This is a genomic window from Stieleria sp. (genome assembly GCF_041595215.1).
In the GTDB taxonomy this organism is placed as follows: Bacteria; Planctomycetota; Planctomycetia; order Pirellulales; family Pirellulaceae; genus Stieleria; species Stieleria magnilauensis.
This window is the reverse complement of record NZ_JBFHKV010000275.1, coordinates 1-8,756: the sequence shown is the minus strand read 5'-3', so window position 1 is coordinate 8,756 and position 8,756 is coordinate 1. Positions and strand designations below refer to the sequence as shown.

5 protein-coding genes are annotated in these 8,756 nt (G+C 58.1%); 3 read left to right on the top strand and 2 right to left on the bottom strand.

Annotated features, from left to right (window positions below):
• The coding region (locus ABX749_RS12635; protein WP_372896302.1) for a right-handed parallel beta-helix repeat-containing protein at positions 1-2,274 on the bottom strand (2,274 nt) is incomplete at its 3' end.
• 514 nt (positions 2,275-2,788) lie between these two features.
• Between ABX749_RS12635 and ABX749_RS12630 the strand changes: the two genes are divergently transcribed.
• The 3 genes from ABX749_RS12630 (at position 2,789) to ABX749_RS12620 (ending at position 7,116) form a co-directional block, all read left to right on the top strand.
• Complete coding sequence (locus ABX749_RS12630; RefSeq protein ID WP_372896301.1) at positions 2,789-3,253, top strand: RNA polymerase sigma factor; 465 nt, start codon at positions 2,789-2,791, stop codon at positions 3,251-3,253.
• Positions 3,254-4,105: 852 nt separating this feature from the next.
• Positions 4,106-5,614 (top strand): hypothetical protein, encoded by a 1,509-nt coding sequence (locus tag ABX749_RS12625; protein WP_372896300.1) that lies wholly within the window; start codon positions 4,106-4,108, stop codon positions 5,612-5,614.
• 101 nt (positions 5,615-5,715) lie between these two features.
• Positions 5,716-7,116, top strand: a complete 1,401-nt coding sequence (locus ABX749_RS12620; protein ID WP_372896299.1) for a DUF1559 domain-containing protein — start codon at positions 5,716-5,718, stop codon at positions 7,114-7,116.
• Between the two features lie 29 nt (positions 7,117-7,145).
• On the opposite strand, the gene ABX749_RS12615 is transcribed toward ABX749_RS12620, so the two are convergent.
• A partial coding sequence (locus ABX749_RS12615) for a CRTAC1 family protein (RefSeq protein WP_372896298.1) occupies positions 7,146-8,756 on the bottom strand: 1,611 nt, incomplete at its 5' end.

Sequence of the window (8,756 nt, the reverse complement as noted above, 5' to 3'; positions counted from 1 at the left end):
GTTGTCCGTCGACGTGCCGCTGTTGAGTCCGGTGTAGCCCTGGTCGGCGTTGTCGTTGGACTCGTTGTTAGAAAGCGTGCCAAAATTCTCGACCAGGTCGATGCCGTCGTCAAAGTTGCCTTCGGCGTAATTGTCGTCAAACAAGCCGTTGTTTTGGTTGAAGTAGAAACCGTCTTCGGCATTGCCAATCGCCTGGTTGCCCGTCATCAGGTGATCGTTGCTGTAAAACTGGAAGCCATCGTTCCAATTGCTGATCGCTTCGTTGTCGCTGAACGTATCGAGGTTGTAGGAGAAATCGTATCCGTCGTCGTCGTTGGCGATTGCCTGGTTCCGCGTAATTGTTCCCGCATTGTGTTTGAAATCAAAGCCATTGGATCCGTTCTGTTCGGACGTGTTGTCTTCGAAATCGCCGAAGTTATTGCGGAACTCGAAACCATTGAACGAATTGGATGCGGCATAGTTTCCGCTGACCGTGCCCGCGGTATCGTTGAGCGTAAACCCGTTTCCAAAGTTGAAAACGGACAGGTTGTCTTGGATCGTATCGTAGTTGTCTTCGAACCAGAAACCGTCCAGGAAATTGTCGAAGGCAACGTTGTTGCTCACCACGCCGTTGTTGGTTTCCACTTCGAACCCTGACGAAGCATTGTCGGTCGACTCGTTTTCGCTGATGTCGCCTTCGTTGTAGGACACCACGAACCCGGACATCGTGTTCTCGATCGCTTCGTTTTGGAAGATCAAGCCATCGTTGTAGGCCAGCAGAAAGCCTTCTTCGCCGTTTTCCATGGCACGATTGGCCGTGACCGATCCGCTGTTGGACGCGATCACGAACCCGGCCGTTTGATTGTCTTGCGACGTGTTGCGATCAAGCGTTCCGCTGTTGTCGTCGATCCAGAAGCCGGCTTCGGCGTTGTCGAAGGCGCGGTTTTGCGTCAGGGAACTGTCTGCGTCAAGTGCCGCAAAACGGAACCCATGCTCGGCCGCGTCCGTGACTTCATTGCCAAACAGATGCACGTTGGCCAGATCGTCGTAATCCGTGCCGTTGTCGCTGGAAATGCCGTGCAGTCCGCCCTCGATGCTGAAATGGCCGACCCGGGCATTGTCTGCCATGACGATCACCGACTGGGTGTCGTCGCTGCCGCGCAGATGGATCGGAGTTCCGAAGCGTGCCACGGCGCCCGTATCGGCACCCTTGACCGTAAACCCGCCTCCCAGCAGGTTCTGTCCGTCTTGCACGACGATCGAGTTGCTCAGTTCCAGTTCACCGGCGGAACCATCCAGGATGACCGTGTCGGTCGTCGACGTCGCGACGGCATCGGGCACATCGTCGGTTTCGGCGTCCAGAACCGTGACCGAGCCGATGGCAAAGTCGTGCTCGGCGTGCAATGCCGCTTCTTGCCCGCCGGGCGTTGGTGTGGCTCGGGTGACCACGTCGATGTCGCGGACGATGACATCCGTCATCCGTCGTTGCATGACACACATGCGTCGAGATCGTCCGCGATCGGTTCCCAACGGCAAACGGACGGCGATCACCGCCGCGGATTGATCGCCGCGGACGTCGTCATGCTGGTATTGGGCGCCCAGCGTCAAGCGAGAATCCAGCCCCATCCAGGGCAAATCGTAGCAGCGCCATTCGGCACGCAGACGCGGTCCGGCCACCGATCTGGCGGTGACCGAATCGGTTTCGAAATGAAAGACGCCGGCAAACCCTCGGATTTCGCTATCGAACCATTTGGGTTTTCGCCACAGCAATGCCCCGACTTCGCCGTCAAACCCGTGATACGCCCGCTCTTCGTTGTTCTGAACCACCAGGTTGCCGTTGGAAATCACGGCCGTCGGCGCGACCGCCGTTTGGGAGCCGCCTTCGGGCAGGTAGCCATTGACCCGCAAATCAAATCGCCGCGTCAACAGTTCCGCGCCGATCGTTCCCTGTTGAAACCAATTGCCATTGGCGGATTGTTTCAAGTCATAGAAGCCATAGGCGCCGACGATGCATTCACAATCCAACAGATGTCGAATCGCCAACCCCCAGTTTCCTTCGCCTCCACCCACGTCGGCAAACTGCCCCCGCACATCGGCGAACAGCAGGCTGGATTCATTCCAAAACAACGGAATGAACATATCGGTATGCAAGCGAACGTCGTCGTCACTCGGGCGAACCCCCGCCGCCACGTAAGGCCGGTAGACATCTTCGTCAGTGTCGAGGACGCGTCTCGGATCGGCGGCAGACGATGTCGCTGCGGCGCACGTGGTGATGACGAAGCAGCTGATCCACAACGTCAGTGTTCGAAGTCTGAGGCGTCCATCTTCCTTCACGGTACTTCCCTGGCTTACAATCGATCCGCGTTGATAACTTGATGCCGCCTGCTTGCCACACGTTGCCGAACGTGCTCACTTGGTCAATATCGGAATCCGACCCGGACGATTGAATCGGATCTGGCAGAGAACTCCGAATCCTTGACGGCGAGTTTGCCGGTAGTAGGACACTCGGCCTTGTGTCGCCGTCTGGCGACTGGTCCGGTTTCAATCTGCGTCCGATTCATCATTCCTCTTGAGCCGTTCGCCGAGATCTTCATGAGGGAATTGCCTCAATACGCAATCGTGCTCCGGCACGTGTCTCTTGATCGATGGCACCACGTTCACCGCCCGTTTGACAATTTTTTTTGACGCAACTTGATTTCGGCGGTGTCTTCTCTCTGACAGCCGACTCCTTTCCACTCGAACTTGCCCGCCAGACAGATCCATGCAACCAGAGGGGAATTCGACGCCGAGATTCGAATTCTCAAATTTGGTGCGCGATCTTGGCCCTGGTTTGACGTTGTTGGCCCGTCAGTGGTGCGACGTGCCAGAGGACGTCGTGCAAGATGCATTTTTGAAACTGTTTCGTCAAACGCCGTTTCCCGAGAACCCGCGCGCCTGGATGTTCAAGGTCGTTCGGCGGGACGCGTTGAACGCAGCACGCTCCCAGTCGCGGCGAAAAAAACACGAGCAAATCAGTCGCGATGAACGCATCAACTGGTTTTGTGACAGCATCGATGAATCACTCGACGGCGAACTGGCAACACGTGCATTGATGAGTCAACCCGTTCCGATTCGGGAGATTCTGGTGTTGCGATTGTGGAATGAGCTTTCGTTTGACGAAATCGCCGAGCTGGCCGGGATTTCGCCGCGGACGGCCTCGCGTCGCTACCAATCAGGCCTTCAAGCCGTTCGATCTCAACTCAACATCAAACTCGAAGAATTCACGAGGGGATAGTTCGAAATGACCATTCCAGACCCATCGCCGGACCCCATCGAGAACAAAATGGGCGACGGAGGACAAACGAGCGTGGAGAATTCCCTTCGGTCCTTGAAGCCCAAGGGAATCGACTCGGATCAATTGGTGTATCGGGCCGGTTTCCAGGACGGATTTCGGCACGGGCAAGCTACGCCTATCGATTCGTCCTCCGGTCACTGCGTCGAGGTTCAATCGCGATCGCGTCGTCTAAGTGGCGGTTCTGCCGTCGTCGGCGGCATGGTCGGCGCACTGGCGGCGAGCTTGGTCATGCTGATGTCCACGCACAACTCTCGCGACGACACAGGGGGGATCAGGATTGCCGATCCTTGGGTCGCACCTGATGGCGAGACCAGCATCTTACCCTCGGTGGATTCTCCATCCCCGGCGGAATCTCAAACCAAGCCGGCTGCGGTCAGGCCGTTGGTCGTGACTGATCCAGTCGACCAGACGCTGCCCCAGGGCGGCGTACTCGGTACCCGTTCACTGTATCGTTCGCCGGAAGATGACCCTCTGCGATCTGTTTCGGTAAACGGGGGAGAACGTTCCGCCGAGACACCACCGCCGGCGAATGTTTCTTTGCCGCTGCGCCGCGCTCTTCTTCGTGAAGTTGAGCGAAGTTCCTAGTCATCCGTCTCGCCCTGATGATTCGGGAAAGCCGTAGTGGACGACGCGAGGAGTCCCCGCCGTACGCTGATTCGGGTAAGCGGTAGTGGACGACGCGAGGAGTCCCCGCAGTACGCTGATTCGGGTAAGCCGTAGTAGACGACGCGAGGAGTCCCCGCAGTACGCAGGCACGAGTCCTCAGAACCACTTTTTTAGAAGGACATCACAATGAAACTGAGATTCATACGCAGGTTACTCGTTTGCGTGATCGGTGTGACCGGTTTGGCGACGTCAGCGAACTCATCGGCGCAAGAAGTCGATTCACAGACGCTTATGGTTCGCCCCATGGCAGTCGCCGATCCGCCACTGACGCATTCCCTGTTGCCACCACTAAGGGATCAGATTCCTGGCAATGCCGTGGTCTGGTATGGACAGGTCTATGCGGAGCAACAAGCGTTGCTGCAGAGGCATGATCTTTGGGACCAGATCGGTGAGTTGGTCAGCTTGCCGTCCAATGATCTGGCCGAAAACCATCCAGAATTTAAATGGCTCGGCAGTCAACCTGTCCACAGCGGTGTGTTCGGGTCGCTCCAGAAAGCAGCCCGCTCACGGCATTGTGACTGGCAACTGCTCAACACCGACGAACCGTACTTTGAAATCCTGCTGCCGGAAGTTCAACGTGCGCGTTCGTACGCGCGGCTGATTGTGTTGAGGGTGAAGTACCAAATCGCCGAAAAGCGTTTCGGCGATGCCCTCGAATCACTGCAGCTGGGTTTTGCCTTGGCCAAGCATATCGCTCAAGGAGACACGTTGGTTTGCACACTCGTCGCAATCGGGATCGAAGACATGATGGCAGACTGTCTGTTCGATTGGGTGCAGCAGCCTGACGCTCCGAATCTCGCCTGGGCGCTCGCGGAACTGCCCGACCCGCTGGTCGATCTACGCCCGGGGCTCGATGCCGAGTTGATCGGTCTCGAATCCACTTATCCGCTGTTTGCCCAAGCCAGACAAATCGAGCAGCGGCAACCCGATCGCGATGATCCATCCCGGGACGAATCTCAATCGACTCCCCAGCGCCGACAGAACTGGCGTTTCGTCGAGTGGTCCACGGATCAATGGACCGGCGCCCTTCGCGATTTCTGGGATCGATCCGATCTGTTCGGCGGCAATCGCAATCGCTCACGCCCCGCCTTGGGACTTCTGGTCATGGAGGCCTACCCCAGGGCAAAGGCAAGCCTCGTCCGGGCGGGCTATCCGGCAGCCCAAGTCGAAGAGTTCTCGGTCGCTCAGGCGATCGCCGTGCAGAGCTACGACGCGCATCAACGAAAAATTCAGAATCTGGTGCGATGGGCTTACCAGCCGACGTCCGTCGCATTGGCAGGGCTGCAGCAAGAATCCGACGGGGACGCGCCGACGCCGCCGGCGCTACCCGTCGATGAAATGCTCGGCAGTTCCATTCAAACCGTTGTTCATCGGCAAGCCAACGTTCAACGGAAGATTGCAGCATTGCGTGTGATCGAAGCCCTCCGCGATCACGCCGCTACGCACGGCGGCGATCTGCCTGCCTCGATCGATGAAATCGAGGTTCTGCCGATTCCCAACGATCCCGCGACGGGAGAGCCGTTTACGTATTCTCGCGATGGATCGACGATCCGAATCGCCACCCCTGATGATCCGACAAGCAAATTGTCATTCCGTCCGATTGAAATCGAAATCCGCACACAAGGAGATAAATAATGCACACCACATCATGTCGTTGCAGTCCGAAAGATCATGCGGCACGCCGAAGCGTCCGTTGGATGGGTGCGATTCTCGGTGCAGTCTGCTCATTGAACGCGATGGCAATTACAGCGAACGCGGTTGATCCATCCACAGTACTTTCCGTCGTGGATGAAAATGCGATCGCGATCGTTCGCATCGACCCACAATCGTTTCATCAATTGCCAGACGCTGAATCGGCTTATCTGCGGTTGGCTGGGAACTCCTTGCCCGAACACACGCGGAAGGCGATTGATCCCGTATTGGAGATGAAGAACGTAGCCGAAGCGTATCTGCTATTCAGTGCCTCCGATACAAGTCACGTGCCGTTTACGCGCGATCCGATCGTTGTCCTGTCCGCAGACACGAATCAAACGGTCGCGGAGGAGGACGGTGGCGACGGCCTGGGGCAGACCCGAAAGGTCGGGGCAGCCATGGTCGCCGGCAATCTGGCAAGGTTGAACTTTGATCGATTAGGGAAGCCGTCCGACGCCCGGGAAGTTTTCCGCGCCGCCTTCTCGGCTCTCGATCCAGCGCCTCTGCAGTTTGCCGTTTATCTCAATGCTGATCGTCGACGGTCGATCAAGGAGTTCGGTCTGGCCGAACTGGAGCGTTTGTTTCCCGTCGACACCCATCGGCTCGCCGAAGTCGATTGGATATCCGGCTCTGCCTATCCGGCCGGAGCGGCGGGCATCGAGTTCCTCTTTCACGTCGCCGACGGGGAAGACGCCAACGCGACAAAAACCGCGATTCGCAAGAGCATCGAAGACCGGCTTTCCGCGCCGCTCGAGATCCAAAGCAGCAGCGACGTCAACGACCGCACCCTACGCGTACAGTTGGGGGCCAGTGCGGGGAGTCGTCAATTGCAGACCTGGTCGGTGGAGGCGAAACGAAAAATTGCAAACTCACGACTGCGACGGATCGCGTTGGGACTTCACAATTATCACTCCGCCTACAGCCGACTCCCCTCAGCGGTGATTACCGGCAAAAGTGGAGAACCGCTACTCAGTTGGCGCGTTGCGTTGTTGCCGTTCTTGGGAAAAGCCGAGTACGCCCTGTACCAGAAGTTCCGTCTTGACGAGCCTTGGGATAGCGAACACAACCGTCCACTCGCCGATCAAATGCCGGATGTTTTTGCCGTCGATGCATCCGCCGCAAATGCAAACCGCGCAACCGTCGTGATTCCAGTCGGCGAGGGGCTGTTTTTTGACGGCGAGCAGCCGAAATTCGGCGACGTCATCGACGGAATTTCCAACACGATCATGGTGTTCGAAACGTCCGACAAGCACGCGGAGATCTGGAGCAAGCCCGTCAATCTCACGCCGTCACCATCGAACCTCGATGAAGTGCTCGGAGGCCACTTTGGCGAGGAGGCGGTGGTGGTTCACGGCGATGGATCGATCCACTGGATCAAACCCAAAGCCTTAGGCGAATCACTCTGGGGGCGGTTCACCCGCAACGGCAAGGAACCGTACGAGTGATGCCTCGTGGGATGCCCATGTATCAGGCACTAGATTCCGGACCGGTTGCTCGGTGATTGTCGAGCGACCGCGAAAGCGTGGTCGTGGCCTTGGACGATCACATGCGTTCGATCCTCGACCACTTGGTAGTTTTCTTCGGACGCGTCCGGCCATCGGACCGAGACGCTGATCGAGTCTCCGGGGCGGTGGTCGGGGCCTAAACCGAAGTGAATCCATCGTTCGTTCGCGCAGTAAAACCCATCACCGGCGACGAGAGGGGCATACCGGGTGAGGTGATCGGTTCGAATGGTGACCGTCGCTCCGATCGCATCTCGGGCGCAATCAACACCGACCAGGCGAAACCTGACCCAGTGGTTTTCGACGGGCGTCCGGTTCATCAATAACGTGAAGGGTTCGGTTTGGTGTGTGATCGCCAAGTCTATGCGGCCGTCGCGATCGGCATCGAGTGTCCACATCGCTCGGCCGACATGCTCTTGCCCCACATAGCCGTCCGAATCATCAAACACGAACGCCTCAAAGTGAGACCCGGACGCGCGGTGGAGCACCTGCATCCGCTGCGCGTAGCTCGACGGCGGTTCCGCATCCTGATAGACATGCCCGTTGGCGATCGCCAGTTCCAGGTTCGCGTCGTTGTCAAAATCAACTGCTTGCGTGCCGAACCCGAGTTGCGAAAAACTCACGTCCATCAATCCCCGTAGGGCGGTTCGGTCGGCCCAGATTCCAGGCTCGGTTTGCTCATAGAACGTGTTGTGTTCCTGTTCAAAATTCGTCACAAACAGATCGGTGTCACCGTCGGTGTCCAAATCGGCCGCCGCAATGCCCATACATGCCTGTGGGCGAAATCTGGCGTCGACGGCCAAGCCGCGAAGGGTGGCGGACTCTTTCGAGCTTCCCTGTGGATCGAACGTCCAGAAATGATTACTCGTCATGTCATTGGCGACAAAAACATCCACTCCGTCGACTGCGTCTAAATCGCCGACGACCAGACCCAGCCCGCGCCCAGGTTGCAACGGCGATGCCGCCCAGCGGTCCGTGGCGTCTTCCCATCCTCCCCGCGGTCGCCCTCGGAAGAACACATCCCGATCGGCGGCAAATTTTGTCGGCAGGCAAGGGCTGACCGCACCGTCTTCCGTTCGGCAGGTGACGGTCGCCGCATCCATTCCGGCGCAATACTTGAGGCAGATGAAGTCCGAGATGCCGTCGCCGTCGAGATCGGCGATCGCCCCACTGGTCGACCAGGGGGATTCACGGTCAGACGAGAGCCAATCATCTCGGGGAGAAAACGTGCCGTCACCGTTGTTGATCAAAACTCGATCCGTCCCGTAGTTGAGGACGGCCAAGTCGGGGAACCCATCTTCGTTGACGTCACCGAACGTGACTCCTTGCGCGAATCCCCTGTCGCCGGCGAGCGTCGCGTGGGTCGCGTCAGCGAAGCGGCCAGCCAGATTGCGAAACATCGAATTATTGGGTGAGTCGAGTTTTCCGGGCGTGCCGCCGGCAGCAGCGACATACAGATCAGGCCATCCGTCGAGGTCAAAGTCGATCGCGCAGCCTCCCGATTCCATCTGCGCATACAAGGGCACCCCCTCGGAGTCGCGATCCGGTCGATCGGCGTTGCGTTCGATGGCCCAGCCCAACCG